Annotated in this window: 23 protein-coding genes and 4 tRNA genes; 17 read left to right on the plus strand and 10 right to left on the minus strand. The window is 66.6% G+C overall.

What is annotated here, in order from left to right; translation table 11 throughout:
* Window positions 1-20: 20 nt before the first annotated feature.
* Window positions 21-506, minus strand: a complete 486-nt coding sequence (folK, locus tag AC5P7E_RS14070) for a 2-amino-4-hydroxy-6-hydroxymethyldihydropteridine diphosphokinase (RefSeq protein WP_059033994.1) — start codon at window positions 504-506, stop codon at window positions 21-23.
* 3 nt (window positions 507-509) lie between these two features.
* The gene (gene pcnB / locus AC5P7E_RS14075; protein WP_032965757.1) at window positions 510-1,889 is read right to left on the minus strand and encodes a polynucleotide adenylyltransferase PcnB; all 1,380 of its coding nucleotides are present in this window, start codon (window positions 1,887-1,889) and stop codon (window positions 510-512) included.
* 52 nt (window positions 1,890-1,941) lie between these two features.
* Between pcnB and AC5P7E_RS14080 the strand changes: the two genes are divergently transcribed.
* Window positions 1,942-2,016: transfer RNA gene (locus AC5P7E_RS14080), tRNA-Glu, on the plus strand.
* A 271-nt stretch (window positions 2,017-2,287) separates the two neighbouring features.
* Here the strand turns inward: AC5P7E_RS14080 and AC5P7E_RS14085 are convergent.
* Window positions 2,288-3,712: a sugar porter family MFS transporter gene (locus AC5P7E_RS14085; protein ID WP_114618644.1), complete on the minus strand. Its 1,425-nt coding sequence runs from the start codon at window positions 3,710-3,712 to the stop codon at window positions 2,288-2,290.
* Window positions 3,713-3,904: 192 nt separating this feature from the next.
* Between AC5P7E_RS14085 and fdxA the strand changes: the two genes are divergently transcribed.
* Window positions 3,905-4,228: a ferredoxin FdxA gene (fdxA, locus tag AC5P7E_RS14090; RefSeq protein WP_005409054.1), complete on the plus strand. Its 324-nt coding sequence runs from the start codon at window positions 3,905-3,907 to the stop codon at window positions 4,226-4,228.
* 165 nt (window positions 4,229-4,393) lie between these two features.
* Here the strand turns inward: fdxA and AC5P7E_RS14095 are convergent, their stop codons facing one another.
* Together AC5P7E_RS14095 and dapA are read right to left on the minus strand one after the other, a co-directional pair.
* Entirely contained in the window at window positions 4,394-4,909 is a 516-nt protein-coding gene (locus AC5P7E_RS14095) for a hypothetical protein (RefSeq protein WP_005409053.1), read from the minus strand.
* A gap of 32 nt (window positions 4,910-4,941) precedes the next feature.
* Window positions 4,942-5,835 (minus strand): 4-hydroxy-tetrahydrodipicolinate synthase, encoded by an 894-nt coding sequence (dapA, locus tag AC5P7E_RS14100; RefSeq protein WP_005409052.1) that lies wholly within the window; start codon window positions 5,833-5,835, stop codon window positions 4,942-4,944.
* Window positions 5,836-5,999: 164 nt separating this feature from the next.
* Here dapA and AC5P7E_RS14105 point away from each other — a divergent pair, with 164 nt between their 5' ends.
* From AC5P7E_RS14105 to AC5P7E_RS14150, 10 genes are all read left to right on the plus strand, one after another.
* Window positions 6,000-6,560, plus strand: coding sequence for a glycine cleavage system transcriptional repressor (locus AC5P7E_RS14105; protein WP_005409051.1), 561 nt, complete (start codon window positions 6,000-6,002; stop codon window positions 6,558-6,560).
* A gap of 92 nt (window positions 6,561-6,652) precedes the next feature.
* Window positions 6,653-7,132, plus strand: a complete 480-nt coding sequence (locus AC5P7E_RS14110; RefSeq protein WP_111174230.1) for a peroxiredoxin — start codon at window positions 6,653-6,655, stop codon at window positions 7,130-7,132.
* An 84-nt stretch (window positions 7,133-7,216) separates the two neighbouring features.
* Entirely contained in the window at window positions 7,217-8,617 is a 1,401-nt protein-coding gene (locus AC5P7E_RS14115) for a PhoH family protein (RefSeq protein WP_005409049.1), read from the plus strand.
* A complete protein-coding gene (locus AC5P7E_RS14120) occupies window positions 8,614-9,120 on the plus strand; it encodes a hypothetical protein (protein WP_005409048.1) in 507 nt (168 codons plus the stop codon). Before AC5P7E_RS14115 ends, AC5P7E_RS14120 begins: the two co-directional genes overlap by 4 nt.
* 12 nt (window positions 9,121-9,132) lie before the next feature.
* A complete protein-coding gene (locus AC5P7E_RS14125; RefSeq protein WP_114618643.1) occupies window positions 9,133-9,801 on the plus strand; it encodes a YoaK family protein in 669 nt (222 codons plus the stop codon).
* 64 nt (window positions 9,802-9,865) lie between these two features.
* A complete protein-coding gene (gene thiD, locus AC5P7E_RS14130; RefSeq protein ID WP_329761758.1) occupies window positions 9,866-10,675 on the plus strand; it encodes a bifunctional hydroxymethylpyrimidine kinase/phosphomethylpyrimidine kinase in 810 nt (269 codons plus the stop codon).
* Window positions 10,672-11,598: an alpha/beta hydrolase family protein gene (locus AC5P7E_RS14135; RefSeq protein ID WP_114618641.1), complete on the plus strand. Its 927-nt coding sequence runs from the start codon at window positions 10,672-10,674 to the stop codon at window positions 11,596-11,598. The genes thiD and AC5P7E_RS14135 overlap by 4 nt, the downstream gene beginning before the upstream one ends.
* Window positions 11,589-11,665 (plus strand) — tRNA-Arg (locus tag AC5P7E_RS14140). The genes AC5P7E_RS14135 and AC5P7E_RS14140 overlap by 10 nt, the downstream gene beginning before the upstream one ends.
* Before the next feature lie 58 nt (window positions 11,666-11,723).
* Window positions 11,724-11,800, plus strand: a tRNA-Arg gene (locus AC5P7E_RS14145).
* Between the two features lie 32 nt (window positions 11,801-11,832).
* A tRNA-Arg gene (locus AC5P7E_RS14150) sits at window positions 11,833-11,909 on the plus strand.
* Between the two features lie 598 nt (window positions 11,910-12,507).
* On the opposite strand, the gene AC5P7E_RS14155 is transcribed toward AC5P7E_RS14150, so the two are convergent.
* Window positions 12,508-13,428 (minus strand): LysR family transcriptional regulator, encoded by a 921-nt coding sequence (locus AC5P7E_RS14155; protein ID WP_005409044.1) that lies wholly within the window; start codon window positions 13,426-13,428, stop codon window positions 12,508-12,510.
* 140 nt (window positions 13,429-13,568) lie between these two features.
* On the opposite strand from AC5P7E_RS14155, the gene AC5P7E_RS14160 reads away from it, so the two are divergent.
* Window positions 13,569-14,270: a pirin family protein gene (locus AC5P7E_RS14160; RefSeq protein ID WP_099472933.1), complete on the plus strand. Its 702-nt coding sequence runs from the start codon at window positions 13,569-13,571 to the stop codon at window positions 14,268-14,270.
* Window positions 14,271-14,314: 44 nt separating this feature from the next.
* Here AC5P7E_RS14160 and AC5P7E_RS14165 read toward each other — a convergent pair whose 3' ends face one another.
* Both AC5P7E_RS14165 and AC5P7E_RS14170 read right to left on the minus strand, forming a co-directional pair.
* Window positions 14,315-16,519, minus strand: a complete 2,205-nt coding sequence (locus tag AC5P7E_RS14165) for a TonB-dependent siderophore receptor (RefSeq protein WP_099472931.1) — start codon at window positions 16,517-16,519, stop codon at window positions 14,315-14,317.
* A gap of 131 nt (window positions 16,520-16,650) precedes the next feature.
* A complete protein-coding gene (locus AC5P7E_RS14170) occupies window positions 16,651-17,346 on the minus strand; it encodes an alpha/beta hydrolase (protein ID WP_114618640.1) in 696 nt (231 codons plus the stop codon).
* 184 nt (window positions 17,347-17,530) lie between these two features.
* Here AC5P7E_RS14170 and AC5P7E_RS14175 point away from each other — a divergent pair, with 184 nt between their 5' ends.
* Window positions 17,531-18,670 (plus strand): MFS transporter, encoded by a 1,140-nt coding sequence (locus tag AC5P7E_RS14175; RefSeq protein ID WP_114618639.1) that lies wholly within the window; start codon window positions 17,531-17,533, stop codon window positions 18,668-18,670.
* Between the two features lie 81 nt (window positions 18,671-18,751).
* Here the strand turns inward: AC5P7E_RS14175 and AC5P7E_RS14180 are convergent, their stop codons facing one another.
* Window positions 18,752-19,870 (minus strand): alpha/beta fold hydrolase, encoded by a 1,119-nt coding sequence (locus AC5P7E_RS14180; protein ID WP_049459638.1) that lies wholly within the window; start codon window positions 19,868-19,870, stop codon window positions 18,752-18,754.
* Window positions 19,871-20,053: 183 nt separating this feature from the next.
* Between AC5P7E_RS14180 and AC5P7E_RS14185 the strand changes: the two genes are divergently transcribed.
* Both AC5P7E_RS14185 and AC5P7E_RS14190 read left to right on the plus strand, forming a co-directional pair.
* Window positions 20,054-21,400, plus strand: coding sequence for a c-type cytochrome (locus AC5P7E_RS14185; RefSeq protein WP_111174227.1), 1,347 nt, complete (start codon window positions 20,054-20,056; stop codon window positions 21,398-21,400).
* On the plus strand, window positions 21,397-22,323 hold the full coding sequence (locus AC5P7E_RS14190) for a c-type cytochrome (protein WP_111174226.1): 927 nt from the start codon (window positions 21,397-21,399) through the stop codon (window positions 22,321-22,323). The genes AC5P7E_RS14185 and AC5P7E_RS14190 overlap by 4 nt, the downstream gene beginning before the upstream one ends.
* Window positions 22,324-22,335: 12 nt before the next feature.
* Here the strand turns inward: AC5P7E_RS14190 and AC5P7E_RS14195 are convergent, their stop codons facing one another.
* Window positions 22,336-23,862 (minus strand): OmpA family protein, encoded by a 1,527-nt coding sequence (locus tag AC5P7E_RS14195; protein WP_114618676.1) that lies wholly within the window; start codon window positions 23,860-23,862, stop codon window positions 22,336-22,338.
* A 150-nt stretch (window positions 23,863-24,012) separates the two neighbouring features.
* Between AC5P7E_RS14195 and AC5P7E_RS14200 the strand changes: the two genes are divergently transcribed.
* Entirely contained in the window at window positions 24,013-26,391 is a 2,379-nt protein-coding gene (locus AC5P7E_RS14200) for a TonB-dependent receptor (RefSeq protein ID WP_114618638.1), read from the plus strand.
* Window positions 26,392-26,398: the final 7 nt, after the last annotated feature.

Here is a 26,398-nt window from a genome sequence, read left to right on the forward strand (position 1 = left end):
GGGAGATAACCCGGGCATTATCACCCTATCGGCGCGATCCCGCAGGCATCCACCCGCATCACTGCATCCCGCACGCGGCCATGCCCGGGGATGGCCAGATCTGGCGCGATTTCGGCCAGCGGCACCAGCACGAAGGCACGCTCGTGCATGTAGGGGTGCGGCACCTGCAGGCCGGGCTGGTCGAGCACCTGCGCGCCATACAGCAGCAGGTCCAGGTCCAGCGCGCGCGGCCCCCAGTGCACCGCCGGATCGCGCACGCGACCAAAGCGCTGCTCCAGCGCCAGCATCGCCTGCAGCAGTTCATCGGCTGCCAGTGACGTTTCGACCGCGGCCACCGCGTTGACGAACGGTGGCTGGTCTTCATTGCCCCAGGCCGGCGTTGCGTACAGGCGCGAGGCCTGCAGCACGCGGGTCCTGGGCAGGCCGTCCAGCGCAGTGATCGCCGCGCCGACAGTCGTGGCCGCATCGCCGAGGTTGGCGCCGAGGCCGATCCACGCTGGCATCATTGCTTATTCGCCAGCTGCACCGGCCGAGGCACCCGGGCGGCGACGACGACGGCGACGCTTGCGCGGTGCTCCGTTCTCGTCATCGCCCTCTTCGCTGTGCATCGCGTCCAGCGACGATTCCAGCTCGCGGCCGGACTGGGCCTGTGCCTCGCGCCAGAATTCAACATCGGCAGCGTGCTCGGCCGAGGCCACCTGGCGCAGGCTGAGGAAGTCGAACGCGGCGCGGAAGCGCGGATGGGTGAGCGTGCGGAACACACGCTTGCGCTGGCGCGAGCTGAAACGCGACTGCAGCAGCCAGATTTCCTGCATCGGCAGCGAGAAGCGGCGCGGCAGCGCGATGGTGCTCAACTGCTGCACGGTGACGCGGTCGGCGGCACGACGCTGCGCCTCTTCCGGCGCCACGCCCTGCTTGAGCAGGGTCGCCTGGGCGCGGCAGAACGCCGGCCACAGCAACAGCGCGAACAGGAACGCCGGCGAGACCGGCTCGTCGTTGGCCACGCGGGCATCGGTATTGGCCAGGCCCTCGACCAGCATGCGGCGCAGCGCGCCGGTGCGGTTGGACTTCAACGCCCTGGCGCTTTCCGGGAACAGCACGTCGAGCAGACCGTAGCGCTCCAGGCCTTCGAAGCTGGCCACGCCGTGCCCGGACAGGAACAGCTTCAGCACTTCCTCGAACAGGCGTGCCGGCGCGGCTTCGTTGAGCAGGCCAGCCAGCTGCGGGATCGGCGCGGCGGTGCCCTCTTCGATCTGGAAGCCGAGCTTGGCCGCCAGGCGCACGGCGCGCAGCATGCGCACCGGGTCTTCCTGGTAGCGCTGTACCGGGTCGCCGATGAGCTTCATCAGGCGCGCCTGCACGTCTTCGAAGCCACCGGTGTAATCACGCACCGAGAAGTCCTCGATGGCGTAGTACAGGGCGTTGCAGGTGAAGTCGCGGCGGACGGCGTCGTCTTCGATGGTGCCGTACACGTTGTCGCGCACAAGCATGCCGTTTTCCATCTCGCGGTCGCCACTGCCGTCATCGCTGTTGGCGCGGAAGGTGGCGACTTCGATGATCTCGCGGCCGAACACAACGTGGGCGAGGCGGAAACGGCGGCCGATCAGGCGGCAGTTGCGGAACAGCTGCTTGACCTGTTCGGGCGTGGCGTCGGTGGCCACGTCGAAATCCTTGGGTTGGCCATTGACCAGCAGGTCGCGCACCGCGCCGCCGACAAGGTAGGCGCCGAAGCCGGCATCGCGCAGGCGATAAAGCACGCGCAGGGCGTTCGGGCTGATGTCCTTGCGGGAGATCGTGTGCTGGTCGCGCGGGATGACGCGCAGGCTGAACGGTGATGTAGCAGAGGAAATGATGTTGGCGCTTCCGGTTGAAGTTTCGGGATTGCCCAATGGCATCGAGGTGCATATACTAGCGCTCCTGCCTCGGCAGCGACACAGTTACGCTCCCTTCGTCTAGTGGTTAGGACGTGGCCCTCTCAAGGCTAAAACAGGGGTTCGAGTCCCCTAGGGAGCGCCAGTCGCCGCAGCAGGAACCGAAAAAGCCCGCCTTATGCGGGCTTTTCTGTTTTCCGGGATTGCAGTGGTTGCGGTCGGGTTGGTCGCTTTGGCGCCCCCCCTGCAATCGGCTTGAGCCGGTGGGGTCACCCAGGGCAGGACACGCCGTAAACCCATCCATGGCGCCATCGAGCACCCATGGATGGGCTCTTGCGTGTCCTGGAGAGGGCGGCCTGCCCCCTCACACTCTGGACAAGCAGGCGCCAACGGAACACAACCGAAGCCAGTCGCCGTCAGCCTTCCATCTGCTCCAGCTCCTTGCCCTTGGTCTCGCGTACGTGGCGGACCACGAAGACGATCGAGAGGATCGCCGCGACCGCGTAGATGCCATAGGCGCCGGCCAGGCCGATGCCGGCCAGCAGCATCGGGAAGGTCACGGTGATCGCGAAGTTCGAGGTCCATTGCGCCGCACCCGCCACCGCCAGCGCCGGGCCGCGGATCTGGTTGGGGAACATCTCGCCCAGCATCACCCACATCACCGGGCCCCAGGACATGTTGAAGAACACCACGTAGACATTGGCCGCGACCAGCGCCAGCCGGCCCATGCCGTCGGACAGCTGCAGGCGACCGTCGGCCAGGCTTCCACTGGCGAACGCGACCACCATCAGCACCAGCGCCACCGACATGCCGACCGAGCCGATCCACAGCAGCGGCTTGCGCCCGATGCGGTCGATCAACAGCACCGTCAGCAGGCAGGCACCGATGCTCAGCCCACCGGACAGCACGTTGATCAACAGCGCGTCGCTTTCCGAAAAGCCGACCGCCTGCCACAGCACTGCGCCGTAGTAGAACACCACGTTGATGCCGACCAGCTGCTGGAACATGGCCAGGCCGATACCCACCCAGAGGATCGGGCGCAGCTTGCCGGTGGCCTTGTTGCGCAGGTCGCCGAAGCGCGGCTTGTGCTGGTCCTGGGCCAGGCTGGTTTCGATCTCGGCCTGCTTGGCCGCCGCCACGGTATCGCCGTACAGCCGCGCGAGCACCGCCCTCGCCTGCTGCTGGCGCCCCTTCAGGACCAGGAAGCGCGGGCTTTCCGGAATCACCAGCAACAACAGCAGGAACAGCCCCGACGGCAGCGCCTGCATCCAGAACATCCAGCGCCAGGCCTCATGACCCAGCCACAACGGCTCGGTCGACGCCCCGGCGGCGCGGGCCAGCAGGTAGTTGCTGAGGAACGCCGCGAACAGGCCGCAGATGATCGCCATCTGCTGCACTGTGGCCAGGCGCCCGCGATAGCGCGCCGAGGCCACCTCGGCGATGTAGGCCGGCGACATCACGCTGGCCGCCCCTACTGCAAAGCCGCCCAGCACGCGGGCCGCGATGAACAGCCACGAGGCGTGGGCTGCGCCGGCGCCCAGCGCCGAAACCAGGAACATCAGCGCCGACACGATCAGGACGCCGCGGCGTCCCAGGCGGTCGCCCAGCCAGCCGGCCAGGAACGCACCGATCGCGCAGCCCAGCAGCATCGAGGCGACTTCGAAACCGAGCGCCGCCTCGCTGGAGTTGAAGGCCTGGCGCAGGCCATCGACCGTGCCATTGATGACACCACTGTCGAAGCCGAACAGGAATCCACCGAGCGTGGCCACGCAGCTGATCAGGACGATGAATGCAGTGTTCTCACCGCCATGGGGTGCGATGCTGGGCTTGGCTGGCGACATTGACGATCCTGCTGGGAAGGGGGCCGGCCACCCGACGCAGCCGGCTGACCCGCAGCGTCGCACAGGCCCCGCCCTGCCGCCAATGACTGCCACGGCCGCGCCTGCCAGACGCCCGATTTCCGCCCCGCGCCGACACCGGGGGCCAACCTGTTCTAGAATTGGCGGGTTCAGGAATCGATCCACCCCCAGCCCATGCCCTTTGTCGTCACCGAAAACTGCATCAAGTGCAAACACACCGATTGCGTGGAAGTGTGCCCCGTGGATTGCTTCCACGAAGGCCCGAACTTCCTGGTGATCGACCCGGATGAGTGCATCGACTGCACCCTCTGCGAGCCGGAGTGCCCGGTCAATGCGATCTTCCCGGAGGACGATGTCCCCGCCGGCCAGGAAGGCTTCGTCGCCCTCAACGCCGAGCTGGCGAAGGAGTGGCCGGTGCTGACCGTGCGCAAGGACCCGCCCGCCGACGCCGGCGAATGGGATGGCAAGCCGGACAAGCTGAAGCTGCTGGAGCGCTGAGAAGCGCCCACGGCGGCAACGAAAAGGGCGCCCACGGGCGCCCTTTTCTGTTTTCCGGTGAACGCCAACCGCAAGATCCGGCATGCCAACCTTGCGATCCGGTAGGTGCCAACCTTGGTTGGCACAGAAGCGCCGACCAAGGTCAGTCTCTACCAGAGGCAGCCCTTACTGGGCCAGCTTCGCCTTCAGCGCGGCGATCAGCTTCACCGGCGCTTCGGCGGTGGCCGGCAGGCCACGCGGGTCGACCGCGGAGATGTAGGCGCCGGCATCGACGGCGACCACGCGGACCAGGAAGTTGCTGCCTTCGTAGGCCACGTCATACGAGCCGAGCAACTGGGCGCGGCTGGCGATGGTCACGCCCTCCACGCCTTCCAGCGCGGTACCGACCTTGGCGAAGGCTTCATCCTTGCCACCAGCGATGGTGAAACCGGTATTGCCAACGGCCGGAGCCGCGGCCGCCGGTGCTGCCGGCTTGGTGGCCGACACCAGCGCCGGCACCTTGTTGTCACCGGTGGTGGCCGGCAGGTTGAGGTCCGGCGGCACTTCCAGCGGACGCATTTCCGGGGCCAGGGCATAGTCGCCCTTGACGCCACGCTTGAAGCAGCCGGTGGTGCCGGCGGCAACGGCCACCGCAAGCAGGGCGTAGGACAGCACGCGGACAGTGGAAACGGATTGACGCATGTGAATCTCCTGGGTCAGACCAAGACGAAAGGTCAGTGGCTGGAAAGGGCTTCAAGGGCGGCGATGTCGCCGGCAAGATGGTCGGCGGCCGCGTGGTGCGGCGCCGACAGCGGCAGCAGCGGCAGGCGCAGGTCATGGCCGATGCCGATACGGCGCAGCAGCGCCTTGACCGGAATCGGGTTCGGTTCAACACCGCAGAAATCATGGAACGGCTGCAGGCGCGCATCCCAGGACTCGGTGGCTTCGTGGTCATGGGCGGCGGCCAGCTCGCACATGCGGCGGTAGGCGCCGGGCAGCACGTTGGAGCCGACCGAGATCAGGCCGTCGATACCGGCCCGGATCGAACGCGCGGCCGTACCGTCGTCGCCGCTGAGCACGGCGAACTGCGGGCTGCGCAGTGCGAGCAGCGCCTGCACCCGGCCGGTGTCGCCCACCGCCTCCTTGATGCCGACGATGTTGGGGTGGCTGGCCAGTTCGGCCACGGTCTCCGGCTGCATGTCGCAACCGGTACGGCCGGGCACGTTGTACAGCACGACCGGCAACCCGCCCTGGTCGGCGACCGCACGATAATGGGCAATCAGGCCGGCCTGGGTCGGCCTCACGTAAGGCGGGGTGACCACCAGTGCATGGCTGGCGCCAAGCGCGGCCGCACGACGGGTCTGTTCGATGGTTTTGGCGGTACCGGACAGGCCGGTGCCGGCCATGACCGGGATGCGGCCGCCAATGCGTTCGACCGCGCTGGCCAGCAGCAGGTCGTACTCGGCATCGGTGAGGGTTGCCGCTTCGCCGGTCGAGCCGGCAACGACAACGCCATGGACGCCACCTTCCAGTTGCAGGTGCAGCAGGCGCTGCCAACCGTCGGGATCGAGGGCGCCGTCGGCCCGGAACGGGGTCGCCAGCGCGGTGATGAGGCCGGAAAGGGACAAGGACGTGCTGCTCTTGGCTGGAAAGGGAAAACGCCCGCCACGAAAGGCCGGGGGCGACCTGAATGTTACTTGCGGCGCGAAAGCACGGGCAAGTATGCTGGACACCGGTGGATCCCCGCCTCTGGCGGGCATTCAGACTAACGCATGCATTACCCGGAATCGCCTTGACCGACACCACCCCGCGCCCCGCGCCGAGCGAAAACCACCTCCTGATCAACGCCTATACGACGCATCCGGAGTCCCCCCTGCTGTCCGTCACCCGCCGCATCGCCGACAGCGGCTGCAATCTGGTGGACGCACGCCTGGCCACGGTCGGCCGCGATGTCTCGGTCACCGCCCTGGCCACCGGCTCCTGGGACTCGGTGGCCAAGCTGGAGGCGATGCTGACCCGGCTGGAGCGCGAGGAAGGCCTGAAGCTGGTCTGGTACCGCACCGCGGCCAAGCAGGCGCAGTCCAACCTGCTGCCGTACATTGTCGAAGTGATCGCCGCCGACAAGCCGGGCATCCTGTTCCAGCTGGCCGATTTCTTCGACCGCCAGGGCATCACCATCGAGAACCTGCAGAGCACGCGCTACCGCGCCATGCAGACCGGTGCGGAAATGTTCAGTGCTCAGGTCACCATCGGCGTGCCGGCCAACATGCACATCGCCGCGCTGCGCGACGATTTCCTTGAGTTCTGCGACCACCTGAACCTGGACGCGATCATGGACCCGATGAAATTCTGATTGGGAGTGCGGATTTTTCGCGCGCCTCTCACGGGCGCGTGGCGTTTCATGCAATTGTCGTAGAAACAACCCAGGCTCGACAGAAGGACCTCATGAACAACGGCGATACCCTGGACAGCACCACCCTTTCCCTGCCGCTGGCGCTGTCCGGTGGCGACCAGGCCACTCTCGGCGACTATGCCGGCCAGTGGCTGGTGCTGTACTTCTACCCCAAGGACAGCACTCCCGGCTGTACCACCGAAGGCATCGACTTCAACGCCCTGCTGCCGAAGTTCAAGAAGGCCGGCGCGGTCGTGCTCGGCGTCTCTCGCGACTCGGTGAAGTCGCACGACAACTTCTGTGCCAAGCAGGGCTTCAACTTCCCGCTGGTCAGCGATGGCGACGAAGCGCTGTGCAGCGCCTTCGACGTGATCAAGATGAAGAACATGTACGGCAAGCAGGTACGTGGCATCGAACGCAGTACCTTCCTGATTTCCCCCGACAGCCGCATCGTGCAGTCCTGGCGCAAGGTCAAGGTTGCCGGCCATGCCGATGCCGTTCTCGCCGAACTGAAGGCCTCCCAGTCCAAGTGAGTCCCACTGCCTACTGTGTCTGCCATCACCCTGCCCCGCAGCAGGCCGTGGTGGTTTTTCCCTGTCCGTAACCAGGAATCGACGATGACCCGAGGCAAGCGCATCTACGTGCTGGATACCAACGTGCTGATGCACGATCCGACCGCGCTGTTCAAATTCGAGGAGCACGACATCTACCTGCCCATGCAGGTGATCGAGGAGCTGGACAACGGCAAGAAGGGCACCTCCGAAGCGAGCCGCAACGCCCGCCAGGTGAGCCGCTTCCTCAACGAGCTGGTGCAGGAATCCGGCCTGGACAACCTGGCCGACGGCATTCCGCTGCAGCGCCCCAACGGCCTGCAGCTGCGCGGCAAGCAGAGCGCCGGGAAGCTGCGCTTCCAGACCAGCCACTTCGACGCGGGCAAGAGCTTTGGAAAGGTCATTCCCGACAATGCCATCCTTGGCGCGATCCTGGCGCTGAAGGAAGAAACGCCGGACCTGCCGGTGGTGTTCGTTTCCAAGGACATCAACCTGCGGATCAAGGCCGCCATCGCCGGCATCGTGTCCGAGGACTACGAAAACGACCGCGCGCTGGACGATTTCAGCCTGCTCTACACCGGCGCCACCGAGCTGCCGGAAGACTTCTGGAAGCGCCACGGTGACGACCTGCGCAGCTGGAGCGACAAGGGCCGCAGCCATTACGAAATCCAGGCGCAGGACGGCGAGGAGTGGTACCCGAACCAGTACGTCTACCTGCCCGGCGAAGACGAAGTCGAACTGCGCGTCAGCCGCGTGGTCGGCGACGGCAAGGTAGTGCTGTCGCTGGTCGATGATTTCCGCCACGGCAGCCACGCCGTCTGGGGTATCAGTGCGCGCAACCGCGAGCAGAACTTCGCGCTCAATGCACTGATGGACCCGGAGATCGACTTCGTCACGCTGCTGGGCACCGCCGGCACCGGCAAGACCCTGCTGGCGCTGGCTGCCGGCCTGGCGCAGACGATGGACCAGCAGCGCTACCGCGAGATCATCATGACCCGCGCCACGGTCAGCGTCGGCGAGGACATCGGTTTCCTGCCGGGTACCGAGGAGGAGAAGATGACGCCGTGGATGGGCGCGCTGACCGACAACCTGGAAGTGCTCACGCACAACCAGGAAGGCGGCACCTGGGGTCGCCAGGCCACCAACGACCTGCTGGCCAGCCGCATCAAGATCCGCTCAATGAACTTCATGCGCGGCCGTACCTTCCTGTCGCGCTACCTGATCCTGGACGAGGCGCAGAACCTCACCCCGAAGCAGATGAAGACGCTGATCACCCGTGCCGGCCCCGGCACCAAGATCGTCTGCCTGGGCAACGTCGAGCAGATCGACACCCCGTATCTGACCGAGACCACCTCGGGCCTGACCTACGCGGTGGATCGTTTCAAGAACTGGCCGCATAGTGCGCACATCACCCTGCGCCGAGGCGAACGCTCGCGCCTGGCCGATTACGCTTCGGAGGTGTTGTGAACCGCTGCACCCGCCTGCTGCTGCCCACGGCTGCGATCACCCTCGCAGCCGTGCTCGGCGCCTGCACCACCACGCGCGGCCCGGCCAGTGTGCCGACCGCCGAGCGCACCGGGCAGTCCTGGGTGGTCACCCGCCCGATCATCGCCGCGCAGGTGCTCGACACCTGCTCGCGCGCCAGCCCCGGCCGCGAGGCCGGGCGGGTCAGCGGCTACTGGGCTCCCAGCCGGCAGCAGATCGATCAGCTGGAGGCACAGCTGTCGTCGCTGGAGGCACAGGTACCAAAAGTGCTGGACTTCGACCGCCAGTACGTCGGCATCGAAAGCGCCGGCAAGCGGCTGATCTACGTCAACGCCTTCCACCTGCCCGACGACAGCGGCATCAATCCGGCGCGCGAAGCGATCCGCGTCTGTGACGGCGGCACGCAGTTCTGGGGCGCGGTGTTCGACCCGGCAAGCAACACCTTCAGCGAGCTGCAGTTCAACGGCGGCTTCGGCGGGCCCTGAGGGGCCCCGCCGATGGGAATACGCCTGCCCACCTGGGTCTGGATCGGTGCGGTCGCGCTGTCGTGCGTGGCCGGCATGGTCAACGTGGTCGGCTTCCTCGGGTTCGAGCACCAGGCGGTCAGCCACATGACCGGCAGCACCAGCCAGCTCGGCATGGCGCTGGCCCAGGGTGACTGGCGCACGGTCGGCCATCTGTGGGGACTGCTGATCGCGTTCTCACTGGGCGCGATGCTCAGCGGCCTGCTGATCCAGGACAGCGCATTGCAGCTGGGCCGCCGCTACGGCGTCGCGCTGGCACTGGAATCGGCCCTGCTGCTGGTGGCCATCCCCCTGTTCGAACAGCATCAGATCTGGGGTGCCCTGGCCGCCGCCATGGCCTGCGGCCTGCAGAACGCGATGGCCACCACCTTCAGCGGCGCGGTCGTACGCACTACCCACCTCAGCGGCATGTTCACCGACCTCGGCATCGGCCTCGGCCACCTGCTGCGCGGACTGCCGTTGCAGTTGCGACGGCTGACCCTCAGCGGCCTGATCATCAGCGGCTTCCTCGCCGGCGGCGTCCTCGGCGCCTGGCTGTTCATGCGCTGGCAGTACGACGCCCTGCTCGCCCCCGCCCTGCTGACTGGCCTGACCGGGCTGGGTTATGTGCTGTACCAGCAGTGGGCGCGTTGGCGGCATTGAATCAAGGACATCCACGCATGGCGTGGATCTACCTTCCCCTGCGGGACCACGGCACAATCAACCAATGAGCCCGACCACTCCCGTTTCCGCCCTCACCATCGCCGGCTCCGACTCCGGCGGTGGCGCCGGCATCCAGGCTGACCTCAAGGCCTTCGCCGCACACCGCGTGCATGGCCTTTCCGCGATTGCGGCACTGACCGCGCAGAACACCCGCGGCGTCATCGCCGTGCACGTGCCAACCATCGAGTTCCTGCGCGCGCAGCTGGATGCCTGCTTCGACGACTTCGACATCCACGCGGTGAAGCTGGGGATGCTGGCCAACGCCGAAGTGATCCATGCCGTCGCTGATGCACTCGAAAAGCACCGCCCGCCACACGTGGTACTGGACCCGGTGATGGTCGCCACCAGTGGGGCACGCCTGCTGGAAGACAGCGCATTGCAGGCCATGCGTGAGCGCCTGATCCCGCTGGCCACGCTGATCACCCCCAATACGCCGGAAGCAGAACTGCTGGTCGGCCGGAAGATCAGCAACGGCGAAGACGCAGAACAGGCCGCCTCGGCCCTGCTCGACTTCGGTGCCGGCGCAGTGCTGCTCAAGGGTGGCCACCTGCATGAGGGCAATCGCGTGATCGATCGCTACTTCGACGGCGTCAGCAGCGAAGAATTCATCCACGCGCGCCTGCCGCTGGACGCACATGGCACCGGCTGCACGCTGGCCTCGGCCATCGCCGCGCAGCTGTGCAATGGCCTGAGCCTGGCCAACGCCTGCGAAGCCGGTATCGACTACGTTGCACGCGGCCTGCAGCAGGGCTATGCCCCCGGCCGCAGCGAGGTGCTGGTGCTCGACCACTTCGGCGCGGCACCCCACGCATGAGCCCGACGCCGAGCGTCCTTGCCGTGCAGTGCGACGACGGCCATCGCTTCGAGGTGATCGCCTGCGTGCCCGCACAGCCCATCGCACGCCTGCTGTGGCTGCCGGCACTGGGCGTGGCCGCGCGCCACTACCTGCCACTGGCTTTGGCGCTGGCGGCGAAGGGCGTGGCGGTCTACCTGCACGAGTGGCGCGGCAACGGCAGCAGTTCGCTGCGCCCATCGCGCACGCAGGACTGGGGCTATCGCGAGGTACTCGAACAGGATCTGCCGACCAGCCAGGCCGTCCTGGCCGCAGCGGATGACGAAGGCGACGCCCTGCCCTGGATCATCGGCGGCCATAGCCTGGGCGGGCAGCTGGCCTGCGTGCATGCCGGCCGCAACCCGCAGCGCTTCAACCGGCTGTGGCTGGCCGCCAGCGGCTCACCGTTCTGGCGCGGATTCCCACCACCGCGTGGCTGGCTGCTGCCGCTGGTCTACCGCTTCCTGCCGTGGATCGCACAGCGCCAGGGCGTGCTGCATGGCCGTCGCCTCGGCTTCGGTGGCACCGAAGCGCGCGGGCTGATCGCCGACTGGGCGCGCGTCGGCCTGAACAACCATTACGCCGCCGTCGGCATGGACGAAGACCTCGATGCGCAGATGGCGCGTGTGCATGGCAGCGCACAGGCGGTGCTGATGGAGCACGACTGGTTGGCCCCCACCGGATCGATGCAGACGCTGCTGGCGAAGCTGCCGAATGTGGACGCGCAGCTGCGCGTGCTGTCCGCGCAGGAACTGGGCACGCGCGCCGATCATTTCGCGTGGCTGAAGGCCCCTGATGCTGTGGCTGACAGCTTTTTCATTCAGTTGGATGAAAATTTTCACAAAACTGTTGACGGTACGCGCCGACATCCGCATAATTCCGCTCCTGTCGCAGGGCGCCCGTAGCTCAGTTGGATAGAGTACCTGGCTACGAACCAGGCGGTCGGGAGTTCGAATCTCTCCGGGCGCACCACTCGACAGGTTTCCAGCATCCGCCGCTGGAAATGCAGTAAAATTTGATTGTGTACCGCGCGCCCGTAGCTCAGTTGGATAGAGTACCTGGCTACGAACCAGGCGGTCGGGAGTTCGAATCTCTCCGGGCGCACCATACACAGTCAGCACAACAAGTTCATGTAATTGGCGCCCGTAGCTCAGTTGGATAGAGTACCTGGCTACGAACCAGGCGGTCGGGAGTTCGAATCTCTCCGGGCGCACCATTACACCGAAACAGCAGGCCTCGGCCTGCTGTTTTTTTTATGTGTGTTTTTCGGCAGGGCTGTGCCCTGCACCCTGGTAGTGCCGGCCGCTGGCCGGCAACCTCAACGGCCACGGCAAAAGCTGGCATTCCGTGGGATGGCGGGGCGGTGTCGGAGTGCGGGGACGCCGCAAGTACGTCCATGTAGGCTTGGCAGCCGCATCCATGCGGCTGACACCCCGCACTCCGACACCGCCCCACCTCTGACAGATTTCCGCGATCTGATGGATCCACGCCATGCGTGGATGAATCTGCATCGAGTTCGAACATTTCGACAATTGATCGAAGAGCATCCACGCATGGCGTGGATCTACCGTGTCGACCAAGGTCGACACCTACCAGAGCAGTACGCCGTTCCGACAGATCGCGGAAACTGTCGAAGGCGGGGTGGGTCCGGTTGCGGGAGTGTCCGCGGCATGGATGCCGCGGCCAAGCCCCCAAGGACGGGTTTACGGCGTCTCCCGCAACCGGACCCACCCCGCCATCCCTCAGGAAACCAGCTTCTGCTGTTGCTGTTGCTCTGGATCGTAGCGGGTGCAGGGCGCAGCCCTGCCAAACCCCTACCCCCTGGCCATTGCCTGCCACCACTGCGACAGCAGCTCCGGCCTGCGCAGGCGCTCGCGCCACCAGCGCAGTGCGGCGCCATCCTCTCCGGTGCGCCAGGCCAGCCAGAAGGTCTCTTCCGGCTTGTGTTCCTCCACCTCGCGGATCACCAGTTGGCCGCGCGCCACCGCAGCGCGTGCGCACGGCTCGGGCAGGAAGCCGAATCCCACGCCTTCGCACTGCAGCTTCAATTTGCTGGCCATGTCCGGCACCGTCAGCATCTCCTGCCCCATCAACAAGCCGACCGTGCGCGGCAGCAGCCTGCGCGCGGAATCAGAGACCGCGATCGCGCAGTGCTCGACCAGCTGCTCGCGACCCAGCACACCCGGCACTGCGGCCAACGGATGACCGGGCGCGACCGCGAACACGAACTCCACCGTGCCCAGCGGCTCGACCACGTAACCACCGCCACTGGGACCCTCACCCGGCGCGCCGACCAGCAGGTCGGCACGGCGGTCCAGCAGGGCCTCCCAGGTGCCGGACAGGGCCTCGCCGATCAATCGCAGCCGGGTCGGTGCCTCGGCCTCGCGAAACGCGGCGATATCCGGGCCGAGCAGCCAGGTCGGGAACACCGAATCCACCGCCAGCGTCAGTTCGGTCTCCCAGCCCGACGCCACCCGGCGCACCCGCAGTTCCAGCTCGCGGGCGGCGCGCAGCAGGTGCCGGCCTTCGTCCAGCAGCGCGCGGCCGGCCTCGGTCGGTTCGGCGCGCGGGCCGACCCGGTCGAACAGCTGAACGCCCAGGTCCTCCTCCAGCTTGGCCACGGTGTAGGAGATGGTCGAGGGCACCTTGTGCAGGGCCTTGCCGGCGCCGGCAAAGGAGCCGCGCCGGTCGATGGCATCCAGGATCTGCAGGGCATCGAGGCTGAGCTTGAGCATTCGAATTTTTCGATGATGGCTGTCAAAACTATCCGTTTTTCAAACCCAAGGCGCAAGCGGATACTTCTCTCCAACGGGGAAACACAGCGGCTGCCAGCCCACCCCGCCCCATCGAAACCATCGAACAAGGAGATTCCATCATGCTGCAGATCCGCAAGAGCGCTACCCGTGGCCTGGCCGAGCATGGCTGGCTGTCCTCGCGCCATACCTTCTCCTTCGCCAACTACTACGACCCGCGCTACGTCAGCTTCGGCCCGCTGCGGGTGATCAACGAAGACAAGGTGATCGGCGGCCAGGGCTTCGGCACCCACGGCCACAGCAACATGGAAATCATCTCCTACGTGCTGGGCGGTGCGCTGGAACACAAGGACTCGATGGGCACCGGCTCAGTGCTGCGCTACGGCGACGTGCAGCGCATGAGCGCCGGCAGCGGCGTCACCCACAGCGAGTTCAACCACTCGGCCGGCGAGACCGTGCACTTCCTGCAGATCTGGATCTTCCCGGACACCGAGAACATCACGCCGTCGTACGAGGAGACCCACTTCGCCCCGGAAACCAAGCGCGGCCAGCTGCGCCTGATCGCCTCGCCGGACGGTGCCGATGGTTCGCTGCGCATCCACCAGGATGCCCGCATCTTCGCCACCATCCTCGATGGCGGCCAGAAGCTGCACCATGCGCTTGGCAACGGTCGTGGCGCCTATGTGCAGGTGGCCCGTGGGCAGCTGCAGGTCAACGGCATCACCCTGGAAGCCGGTGATGCGCTGCAGGTCAGCGACGAAGCCCAGCTGACGCTGGAAAACGGCAACGATGCCGAAGTGCTGGTGTTCGACCTGCCGCTGTAACCCCATCGCCCGCGATGCTGCAGAGCATCGCGGGCGCATCTGCGTCAGAACCTGTAATTCAAGCTCAACCGCACGTTGCGCGGCTCACCCCAGGTGTAGGTGCTGTACCAGTTGAAGATCGTGTAGTAACGCTTGTCGAGCAGGTTGTTGACGTTGACCGTGGCCGACAGGCGATCGTTGAACTGGTAGCGCGCCATCGCATCAAGCAACCAGTACGGCTGCGTGCGATGCACCACCTTGGCCCGCGTGGCCGGGTTGGTGATCTCGCCGAAAGTCGAATCCTGCCAGCGTGCGCCACCACCCAGCGTCAGCCCCTGCCAAGCGCCACGCAGGCGGTAGCGGGTGTGCAGGCTGAACTGGCTCTCCGGTTCCAGCGTGGTCACCTTGGTGCCCGCCTGGCGGGCGATCTTGTGGGAGAACCCACCCTGCACCTGCCAGCCCTCGGCCAGCTGACCCGACATTTCAAGCTCGTAACCCTTGGTGCGCACGCCCATCAAGGCGCGGTAGGCATCCTGGCCATCCGGTGTCTTGCCACCGGTGGGCTGGGCGAAGTTGTCCTGATCAAGCTGGAACAGCGCCGCACTGGCATTGAGGCGTCCATCGAAGAACTCGGCCTTCAGGCCAACCTCGTAGCTGCGGCCCTCCAGTGGATCCAGTGCCTTGCCCTGCTCGTCACGCTCGCCCTGCGGCTTGAAGATGGTGCTGTAGCTGGCATACACCGAGTAATGCTCGCCGAGGTCGTAGACCACGCCGGCATAGGGCACATGGACACCCGTCTCGCGCGTGTCCGGCGAGCGGTAACTGGCCAGGCGGCTGCCGACGATCAGCTTCAACGGATCGGCCACGTCGAAGCGGCCGACCACGTACAGCCCATTCTCGCGGGTCACTTCATTGTTGTCATAGGTGCGCTGCCACTGCGGTTCGGCAATGTCGCCATTCCAGCTTCTGTAGTCCGGCACGGTATCCGGGAACCCCGCCTGCGGGCCGTAGCCGGTATTGGTCCAGCGCTTGCGCGAGGCACTGCCACCGACCACCAGCTCATGCTCGCGGCCGAACAGGCCGAAATGCCCGCTCACATAGAAGTCGGCGGCATTGCTGACGGTCTTGCCAACGTACTTGCCGAGCCACAGGCTGACGCCCTCGCCGGTCAACGGATCAGGATTGCCGGCGGCGGCACCGGCCAGTGCGGCGTCATAGCCATTGACCTGGTGGTTGAGCTGCAGCTTGGCAATCCAATCGTTGGCGAACGTGTGCTCCAACGTGGCGAAACCGGTACGCACGTACTGGCGCCAGCCGGCCCATTGCGCACCATTGTTGAACGAGCGCGGCATGCGGTTGAAGTTGCCGGCGCTGTCCAGCAGCGGAATGCCGCCCCACGTCGACCCCTTCGGGTCGCTGTCCATCACGTCGCCACCAACCGACAGCAGCGTGCGTTCGCCCAGACCGGCTTCCACCACGGCATAGCCGACCTTGCTGGTGCGCTGGTAGTTGTCCAGGTTGGAGCGCTTGTCTTCCCAGGCACCCACGGCGCGGCCACGCACGCGGCCATCGGCAGTCAGCGGACCACCGACATCGAGCTCGGCGCGGTAGTCGTCCCAGCGGCCGACACCCAGTGAGGCGCTGCCGGCGAAGTCCTTGCCCGGCTTCTTGCGCACCAGGTTGATGGTCGCACCCGGATCGCCCATGCCGGTCAACAGGCCGGTCGCGCCCTTGAGCACCTCGATGCGGTCGTAGATGGCGGTATCGCTGAGCGTGTTACCGGCGGAGTACGCCGAATTGCGCGACATCGGAATGCCGTCGTACTGGAAGTTCTGGATCGCGAAACCACGCGCGTAGTACTCGGTGCGTTCGCTGTCGTAGGTGACGATGCTGATGCCGGGGGTCACCCGCATCACGTCGTCGATGCCGTGCAGGCCGAAGTCATCCATCTGTGCGCGGGTGATCACGCTGATGGTCTGCGGGGTCTGCCGTGGCGTCAGCACCAGGCGGGTCGCGGTGGCAATAGTGCCGGGCGTATAGGCGCCGCTGCCCTCGGTGATGGTACCGAGCAGGTTGGCCGTGACCTGCACGGTCTGCAGGGTCTGTGATGCAGGCGCCTGCGAATCCTTGGCTGGATCCGTACTGGACTGCGCAACAGCAATACCGCTGCTGCCCAGAGCAGCGATCAGCAAACCCCGGGCCAGCGCCTGCGGCAACGCGCGGCGACGCGGCAAGGGGGACGGCGTATGGACAACAGGCACAGACAGCACGGCGGGACCTCCACGATAGGGTGGGATCCTCTGGCGGCGGCTGGAGGGAAGAGAGGGACGCGGCCGGACAGCCGCGGCGCAGGAGTGTACTCCCCTGCGCCGCGGCTGTCGTGCGGTGTGCTGACGCGGGATCAGCCGCCAATGGCGGCGCAGGCCTCCAGGATCAGCGCGGTCACTTCCTTCGGCTGCGAAGCCAGCGAGGCATGGCTGGCATCCAGCTCCAGCAGGCGCTTGGGCTGCATCCTTGCGGCCATGGCCTTCTGGTTTTCCGGCGCGATCATGCGGTCCTGGCGGGACAGCTGGTACCAGCTCGGCATGTGCTTCCACGCCGGGTCTCTGACCGCATCACCGAAGGTGCTGGCCAGCGGTGCCTTCTGGGTAACGGCCATCACCCGGCCTTCGTCCTCGCTCAGATCCTGGCAGAAGCTCTCATGGAACTTGTCCGCACGCAGCCACAGGTAGCCATCGCTGTCCGGCGCAAGGTTCGGCGCCGCCTCCGGCAGGTGCTGCTGGGTGATGCCACCGGGACTCTCGCCGGCATCGGGCGCGAACGCGGCGATGTAGACCAGGCCCTTCACGTTGGGTTCGTTACCGGCCTGGCTGATCACCGCGCCACCATAGGAGTGGCCGACCAGCAGCACCGGCCCGTCGATCTGCCGGATCATTTTCCGGGTGCGCCCTGCGTCGTCGGCCAGCGAGGTCAGCGGCAGTTCCACCGCCTGCACACGGTCGTGGCCGTTGCGATGCAGTTCCAGGATCACCTTGGCCCAGTGTGCGGCCCCGCCCCAGAAGCCATGGACGAGGAGGATGGTCGGTGTCGTGCTCATGTACAGGTCTCCGGCAGCGGCCGGCGGAATGCAGACCGTGCAGCCACTGTCCGCGCGTGGCGTTAATCGCTGGTGACGCAATCGGGTCACTGCAATCGTATGCGTCGCCCGATGTCGCGCATGGCACTTGCCGAGTCAGTCTGAAATCGTTTTCATGACTGTTCCCTGGAGCTTCGCATCGCGCATGAGGCCTTCATCCCCACGTGCCCAGCAGCACGCCACCCGCGCCGCCTTCTTCATTCCCGGATTCGCCACCGCCGCGTGGGCGCCCATGGTGCCCTACGCCAAGGCCAAGGCCGGACTGTCCGACGCCAGCCTCGGCGCCGTGCTGCTGTGCCTCGGGCTCGGCTCACTGCTGGCGATGCCGTTGGCGGGTGCGCTGACCGGGCGGCTGGGCTGCCGCCGGGTGATGGTGATCACCTGCGCGATGATGCTGTGCGCCCTGCCCCTGCTGGTGCTGGCGCCTTCGCCGGTGGCACTGGGCGCGGCGCTGTTCGTGTTCGGCGCCGGCGTCGGTGCGCTGGATTGTGCGATGAACATGCAGGCGGTCGCGGTCGAGCGCGACGCCGGGCGCGCGATGATGTCCGGCTTCCACGCCTTCTACAGCATCGGTGGCTTCGTCGGCGCCGGCTGCATGACCGGCCTGCTGATCCTGGGTACACCGCTGTGGCTGGCCGCGCTGGTTTCGGTGGCGGCACTGCTGCTGGTCGCGGTGCTGTCGGCGCCGCACTGGCGCCCGCAACGGATCCTGCACGACGGCCCACTGCTGGCGCTGCCGCACGGCGTGGTGCTGTTCATCGGCGTGCTGGCCTTCGTGGTGTTCCTCGCCGAGGGCTCGATGCTGGACTGGAGCGCGGTGTTCCTGGCCGAAGTGCGGCAGGTGCCGCGTGACCAGGCCGGCGCCGGCTTCGCGCTGTTCACCCTGGCGATGACCGCGATGCGCCTGTTCGGCGACGGCATCGTCGAGCGCCTCGGCCGCACCCGCACCCTGGTCTTCGGCGGCATCACCGCCGCAGCAGGCTTCACCCTGGCCACGCTGGTGCCCTCGTTCCCGGTGGCGCTGGCGGGCTATGTGCTGGTCGGGCTGGGCTGCGCCAACATCGTGCCGGCACTGTTCTCAATGGCCGGCCAGCAGCGGGTGATGCCGGAGAGCATCGCAATCACCGCAGTCACCACGCTGGGTTACGCCGGCATCCTCGCCGGCCCGGCAGCGATCGGTGCACTGGCACACGCCACCAGCCTCGGCTTCGCCTTCCTGTGCGTGGCCGCGCTGCTGCTGGGCGTCGCAGCGTCTGCCCGCTCGCTGGCAAGACGGGTGGCCTGACAGAAATAGGGGACGGAGGGGATTAAGTCGTTTCTGGCCCAGCTGTGCGGGAAACGACTTAATCCCCTCCGTCCCCTTTTCTCAGCGGTGGGCCAGCCATTCGGCCTGGGCCGGCAGCTGTGGGGCCGGACAGGCGCTCTTCGGGTGGCGCTCATCGCGCGCCATCCAGTCGTCGACCACGCCGGCCAGCAGGTCCAGCCGCAGCGGCAGGGTGATGTGGTCCTCGCCGCGCATCTCGATGTAATGCGCGCGCGGATTGGCCTGGGCCAGTTCGCGGCCCTGGCTGACCGGAATGTGCTGGTCGCCCTGCCCGTGCAGCAGCAGCACGCAGGCGCGGGTATCGGCCAGCGCGCGCGCTACATCCACGCGGTCCAGATCGACGTCGATACGGCGGCTGGCGGCGGCGATCACCTGGTTGATGTCCTGGCCGCCGTAGCGCCAGCGCGCGTACGACGCCATCGCCTGCGCCTTCAGGCCTTCCGGCTGCAGTCCCATCAGGTGCGGAATCATCGTGCGGATCGCCACACCGGCATTGGCGAACGATTCCATCGCCACCACCCCTTCCACCTGGTCGCCGAGCTTGTCGGCGGTGAATACCGCTGTGGCGGCGCCATAGGACACGCCGAACAGGTACAGCGGGCCGGTCACTTCACCACGGGCGCGCAGCTCGCCGATCACATCCACCACATCGTCGGATTCATAGGTGCCATAGCCCGACGGCCCGGTACCGGACTGTCCATGGTTGCGCAGATCAAGCGTGACCACGCGGTAGCCGGATTCGGCCAATTGCAACGACCACGGCAGCATCGAATCACCATTCATCATCCAGCCGTGCAGCAGCACCACGGTGCCGCGCGGTGCCTGCGCGCGGAACGGCTGCGGTACTGCCAGGCTCAGGCCGGTATCCAGCGGCAGGCCGTTCTCGTGGCGCTGCGGCAGGTAGTGGTAACGCGCGCCGTAATCGCCAGGATCGAACACACGCCAGAAGATCGGCACGCCATCGCGGCCCGGCGCGAAGCCGTGGCGATTGGGCAGTTCGGCAATGGCCGCAGCAATGCGCGGACGATCGAGCAGGGTCGATACGCCACCCGGCGCGATCAGCCGATCGGCGAGCGAGGTGGACGAGGCATTGATCGAGGACGAGCATGCAGCCAGCCACAGGCCGGCGCACGCCAGCAACAACAGCAGCAGGCGCTTCATGGGCAATCGGGGAAAAGGTGCGACAGCGTGGCAGGTTAGCGACGCGCGCGTGGGCCATCTATCGCGCATGGATGACGGCTTGATGACAACGCAGGAACGATTCAGCTTGGTGTACAAGCTGTATCTGTTCAGTCATTGATCCGGATCAATGAACGCGCGCGTGGGATTGCCCACAGTGCCGCCATGCGCACCTCGTTCAAGCTCGCCATTGCCCTGGCCGCCACGCTGGCCGCCGCCTACGGCGTCGCCCGCACCACGCCCTACTGGTTCGCACCGCGACAGGCCGCGCAGGTCGACATCCACGATCCGGCATTGATCGCGCAGGGACAATACCTGTCGCACGCGGCCGACTGCGCGGCCTGCCACACCGCGCCCGGCGGCAAGCCGTTCGCCGGTGGCCTCGGCATGCAGACGCCGATGGGCACGATCTACTCGACCAACATCACGCCCGATCCGGACACCGGCATTGGCGCCTACGACTACGCCGACTTCGAGCGCGCGGTACGTCGCGGCATCCGCCACGATGGGCAGCCGCTGTATCCGGCCATGCCGTACGCCTCGTACGTGATCGCCAGCGACGCCGAGATCAAGGCGCTGTACGCCTACTTCATGGGCTCGGTGCAACCGGTGAAGCAGGACAACGCCGACAGCACGATTCCGTGGCCGGCCAACATGCGCTGGCCACTGGCCTGGTGGCAGCTGCTGTTCGCACGCCCGCGCACGTTCAACCCGGATCCGTCGCTGGATGCCAGCCAGCAGCGCGGCGCCGAACTGGTGGAAGGCCTGGCCCACTGCGGTGCCTGCCACACGCCACGCGGGTTGGCGTTCCAGGAAAAGGCCATGGCCGATGATGGCAGCCGCCAGTTCCTGTCCGGCTCGGTACTGGAAGGCTGGTATGCGAAGAACCTGCGCAACGAGTCGACCGGCCTGGCCAGCTGGAGCGAGGGCGAGATCGTCGACTTCCTGCGCACCGGTCGCACCGATCGCTCGGCAGCCTTCGGCGGCATGGCCGACGTGGTCGAGCACAGCACGCAGTACCTGTCCGACGCCGACCTGCTGGCGATGGCCCGCTACCTGAAGCAGCTGCCCGCCCGCGAAGGACGCAGCGCACAGTGGTCGCCCGGTACCGACACCACCACCGCCGCACTGCGTAGCGGCGACTACCGCGTGGCCGGTTCGCTGGCCTATGCCGAGCACTGCCAGGCCTGCCACCGCGCCGACGGGCGCGGCATGCCGCGCGTCTATCCAGCCTTGGCCGGCAACTCGATCGTGTTCGCCGATGACCCCAGCTCGCTGGTGCAGGTGACCCTGATCGGCGGCCGCACGCCGCATACCCCGCATGACCGCATGGCCTTCACCATGCCCGGCTTCGAGCAGCTGCCGAATGCGCAGCTGGCACAGATCCTGACCTTCATCCGCAGCAGCTGGGGCAACCAGGCCAGTGCCGTGAGCGAGGTCGACGTGGCGCGCATGCGCCGGGTGGTGCGCGACAAGCCGGTGCACTACGTTCCGCAGGAGGCCGCACGATGAAACGTTCGCGCAAACGCTTCCGCCTGCTGATCGGCAGTGCGATCACCCTCGTGATGCTGGCCGGGGCCGGCACCCTCGCTTACCGTCATCTGTTCCCGGACCTGGATGCCGCCGTGGCCAGCACGATCGATATCCTCGATGCGCAGGGCAAGGTGGTCGGCCACTACCATGCGCCCAGCGCCGAAGAAATCGCCGGGCTCGGCAATGCCGAATCGGTGATGCTCGGCCGCCGTATCCTCAACGAGACCGCACGGCTGCTGCCGGACAATGTCGGCAACGATCTGAACTGCAACTCGTGCCACATGGCCGAGGGCAAGCGGCCTTTCGGCAATCACTACTTCAATACCGGCGGCGGCGCCTATCCGCGCTACATGCCGCGTCCGGGCAAGGTGATCGGGCTGACCGAGCGCATCAACGGCTGCCTGCAGCGTTCGATGAACGGCAAGCCGCTGCCGAAGGACTCGCCGCAGATGCGCGCGATGCTCGATTACATGACGTGGTTGAGCAGTCCTGTGCCAGAAGGTGCAAAGGTAGCCGCCCCCAGTGAGGGACCGATCGACAGCACGCTGCCCCCGGACCCGGTCCGCGGCCAGGCGCTGTACGCCGTGCAGTGCGCCGCCTGCCATGGCGACAACGGCGAAGGTCGGCGCGACGCCAGCGGTGACATCGCCTTCCCGCCGCTATGGGGCGACCACAGCTTCAACATCGGCGCCGGCATGGCGCGCCTGTACAAGGCCGCCGGCTTCGTCAAGCACAACATGCCACCGGCGGTGACCCGCGAGCCCCCGCTTGGGCAGCAGGTGATGCCCGACCAGGATGCGGTGGACATCGCCAGCTACTTCATCAACCAGCCACGCCCGGACTTCGCCAACAAGGCCAAGGACTGGCCGCGCGACCCGAAACCCAAGGACGCGCGGTACTGAGCACCCCGTGGGTCAGCGCTTGACCAGCTCGACCCGCCGGTTGCGTGCCTTGCCTTCTCCGCTGCCGTTGTCAGCCACCGGCCTGTCGGCGCCGAATCCGACCGCCTGCAGGCGGTCGGCGGCGATGCCCTTTGCGGTGAGCGCGGCCAGCACCGACCGCGCCCGATCCTCGGACAAGCTGCGGTTGTGCGCGGCCGCACCGCTGTTGTCGGTGTGGCCTTCGATCGACAGTTTCAGCGACGGGTCGGCGCGCAGCAGGTCCAGCACCTGCGCCAGCTGTGGTTCGGACGTCGGCAGGATCTGCGCCTTGTCGGTGGCGAAGTTGACCTGGATCGCCACGCGGCCATCGCTGTCCAGCTTCTTCCTCAACGCATCGGCCGGCAACAGCGCCGCGGTCTGGGTGAAGCCCTTGCGCTCGGCCACCACCCAGCCTGCGCTGAGGTATTCCAGGCGCGCGTGCACCCACACCTGGCGACCATCAGCCAGATCCACGCGGTAGATCACGGTGTCGTAGTTGTCCCAGCTGTAGCTGGTCGCATTGCCGTAGGACGACTGCACCTGCTTCGGTACGCCCTCGGCCGCTTCGTGCGGGATGCGCCCCTCGAACACCTTGGTGCCGTTGACCTGGGCCATCATCGCCTCGAGATTGCGACGGACTTCCTGCATCGAGTACTCGCGCTCGCCCTTGTCGAAATCGGCAGCGAAGGTGCGGCCCTCAACCAGTTCGAACTGATCGCCGGTCCAGAACGGGAAGGCATCGAAATCACGCTGCTCGGGCTTGTTCCGGTCACGATAACCGGCCGGCAGGGACAGGTGCGGGAAGCTGTCCGACCACTGCGCGGTGGCCTTGAACGGCACTTCGTCCACGACCACAAGTCCAGCGCCATTGCTGTCCACTGCCAGCTGCAACCACACGGTGCGATTGGCCTGGCGCAGCACGTACACCGTGGTGGGAGCCTCCTGCTCGCCGTTCACCGCATCGATGAAACCACCTCCGATCTCACCTTCCAGCTGCGGGCCGTAGTAGATGTCGCGCAGCAGCGCGCCTTCGAAGACCTTGCGGCCACCGGCGGCGGTGATCACGCCGTCGAAGTTGCGCTGTACTTCCAGTGCGGAAAACGCTTTGTCCGGTGCGCCATCGCCGTCGGTCACGATACGTGCCGACCAGCTCGGGCCTTCCACCCAATGCACGCCGTTGCCCATCCGGAACGGGAAGCGCGCCCAGGCGCGTGGGTGGGCGTTCTGCGACGCATAGCCCGGCGGCAGGCTGAAGAACGGCAGTTTGCCCAGCGGGGCGTCGCTCAGCGGCACGCTGGCTGGGTCGAAGGGCACCAGCGGCACAGCCTTGCCCTCGCGGTCGGTGAGTGCGGCGCCATCGGCGGCGGCTGTTGAACCGGCTGGGGCGGCGGCCGGTGCTGCGGTCTCGTCCGCCGTAGCTGGCACAGGCGGTACCACCTCTCCGTCCGAGGGCGTCCGGTTGCATCCTGCCAGCAGCACCAGGGCTGCGCCGCCCAGCCAGATCGTCGATCGCTTCTGCATCGCCACCACCTCAGGTCCATTGAAGCGCCGAGCATACCCGAAGGTCGTGACCGCCCCCACAGTGCCATCGTTCCTGCGCTGGCACGTCATGCCGATGTCATTGGCGCTGCCGACACTCCGGGGTTTCCTCCCTCTGAAGGTCCGGTATCAATGCGAACGATTGCGCGCTTTCCCCGTGTTTCGCTGCTTGCCCTGCTGATCGCCCCCACCCTGGACGCCCTCGCAGAAGCACCGCAGGGCGATACGGGCGAAGCGCGCAGCAGCGATGCGCGTACCCTCGACCAGGTACAGGTGATCGGCCAGGCCACCAGCTATGCGAAGACTTCGGTGCGTGCGGAAACGCTGAACCGGCAGACCGTGATGAGCAGCGTCAACGACGCGCTCAACGAGGTACCTGGCGTGGTGGTCAGCGAAGCCGATGCCACCGGCTCGTCGGTTTGGGGTACGCAGATCAGCATGCGTGGCTTCGTCACCAACCGCGACACCCAGCAGATCGGCACCACCATCGACGGCCTGCCCAACGGCGGCTCCGGCTACGGCGGCGGCTCGCTGGCCAACCGCTACATCGACACCCTGGACCTGGAAACGGTGGAAGTCAGCCAGGGCACCGCTGACATCTCCTCGCGCTCGAACGAGGCCTTGGGCGGCACGCTCAACTTCCTCACCAGCGACCCGCTGCAGGACAGCCGCCTGCGCTTCGTGGTCGGTGCCGGTGACAACGAGGCGCGCAAGTACTACGTGCGCTACGACACCGGCCTGCTCGGCGGCCACACCCGCGCGTGGATCAGCGCCTCCTCGTCGAAGGTGCACGACTGGATCGACGGCACCGGCCACGCCAGCAACGACCACATCGCCGGCAAGTTCATCACCGAACTGGATCGCTGGACCCTGACCGGCTACCTGTCCTACAACGATGCCGACGAGCCGGAATACACCAGCGTCTCACCGAAGGGCTTTGCCACCAATCCGGATCGCGACAACCTGGTCGGCACCCTCACCGGCATTCCGTATCTGGACCAGAACTACCGTTCCGGCTCGCGTGCGCTGCGCGAGAACACCTTTGGTTACCTGCGTGCGGCCTTCGACGGCGGCAACGGGTTCAAGGCCTCGGTGGCCGCCTACGGGCACCGCATGCAAGGTCGTGGCGACTGGCTGCCACCCTACCTGGCGCAGGTCAGCGATGAGGGTGCGGGCCGCCCCGAATCGGAATATCTCGGTGGCAGGACCGTGTACGGCGGCAGCAACCGTGGCCAGATCTTCTTCGTCAATCCCGATGGCAGCGCCGCGCAGCGCCTGGCCAGCTGCACCCCGCGCCTGGGCTTCACCGCCGAGTACGATCCGAACTGCTACGCGGGCAACGTGCTGGGCGCGCAGTCCTACCGCCACACCCACTACGACAACGACCGCATGGGCGTGACCGCCGACGTCGAATGGCGGCAGACCTTCGGTGCGATCGACAACACCATCCGTGGCGGCCTGTGGGTGGAGAAGCTGGACCGTTCGGCACGCCGTGACTGGCACCGCCTGCTCAATGTCGGCCAGGACATCGCCTTCGACCATCAGCCGTACTGGGTGCAGTTCGAGGACAAGTACAAGGTTGACGAGCAGATGTACTACGTCGAGGACGTGGCCCGCTTCGGGCCGTTCAGTGCCCGCGTGGGCGTGAAGCAGTTCTTCGTCGACCAATCGCGCCGCCGCGTGATCGGTGCCAGCGAGCACGTCAAATCCGATTCCAGGTCCGATCCGCTGCTGTCCACCGGCTTCACCTGGGCACCGGGCGTGGAAGGCATGGAGCTGTTCGCCGGCTTCTCGCAGAATTTCGCCGCCATTCCATCAGGCGTACTTGGCGAGACCGATCCGCAGCGCTTCCGCAATGTCGAACCGGAGACCGCCGACAACATCGAAGTGGGCATGCGCATCAGCCGCTGGCCGCTGACCGCCTCGGTCACGCTTTACAACATCAAGTTCGACAACCGCATCGTCTACCTGCCGGCGGGCTTCGTCAGCGGCATCGACTACTTGGGCGAGACCGACGGCGTCTATGAGAACTTCGGTGGCGTGGAAAGCAACGGCCTGGAAGCGGCGTTCGGCTATGGGTGGGACAATGGCTGGCGGATCAACGCGGCCTACACCTACAACCGCTCCAAATACCTGGGCAGTGGCAATGCCGCCCGCGATACCCAGCTGGGCATCGTCGACGGCGCCAAGGTGATCGGCCAGCCGGAGAACACCCTAGTGCTGTCGGCCGACTGGCAGGGCGCCAACTGGAACTTCGGCCTCTCCGGACGGTACCTGGGCACGCGCTACCTTGATGCCGCCAACGTCAACAAGCTGCCCTCGGCCACCGTGTTCAATGCCAACATCGGTTTCGACCTGCAGGGCCTGTCGCCGCGCCTGAAGGGCATGGGTGCCAACCTGGTGGTGAGCAACCTCACCGATAAGCGGTATCTTGCGGGGGTGGACGGCCGTGAAAACGCCTTCATCGGCGCCCCGCGCACCGTCGGCATCTCCTTCCGCGTGGACCTGTGAGTGAGCC

It is taken from the genome of Stenotrophomonas sp. YJH_SMC_25 (assembly GCF_059369595.1).